The sequence below is a fragment of the Agromyces sp. ISL-38 genome (assembly GCF_018613935.1).
In the GTDB taxonomy this organism is placed as follows: Bacteria; Actinomycetota; Actinomycetes; order Actinomycetales; family Microbacteriaceae; genus Agromyces.
In genome coordinates, this window is record NZ_JAGGPF010000024.1 from 310 (window position 1) to 558 (window position 249).

A 249-nucleotide genomic window follows, 5' to 3' on the forward strand; every position below is an offset into this window, starting at 1 on the left:
CGCGCCGCGCTCGTCGCCGAGTGCCGCGCGCTCGTCACCGATCGATCGCCGCATCACCGGCCGCCCGACACCGCGCACGATTCCGCACGCAACTCGATCGCGGCGAGGAGCCCGTCGCCCGGACTGCTGAGGGTCGCACATACGAACATGCCGTCGGCGGCGACGACGAGCCCGGCGCCTCCCGAGACGCGGTCGGCGATCGCGCCGGCCTCGGCGGCCGACTCCCCACGGCCGAGCGCACGGGCGGCG

The 249-nt window shown here is 76.7% G+C and carries 1 pseudogene; it reads right to left on the reverse strand.

The features are described from left to right. Positions 1–53: 53 nt before the first annotated feature. Positions 54–249 (reverse strand): annotated as a pseudogene (locus J7E25_RS17620) (pilus assembly protein TadE); the annotation flags it as partial.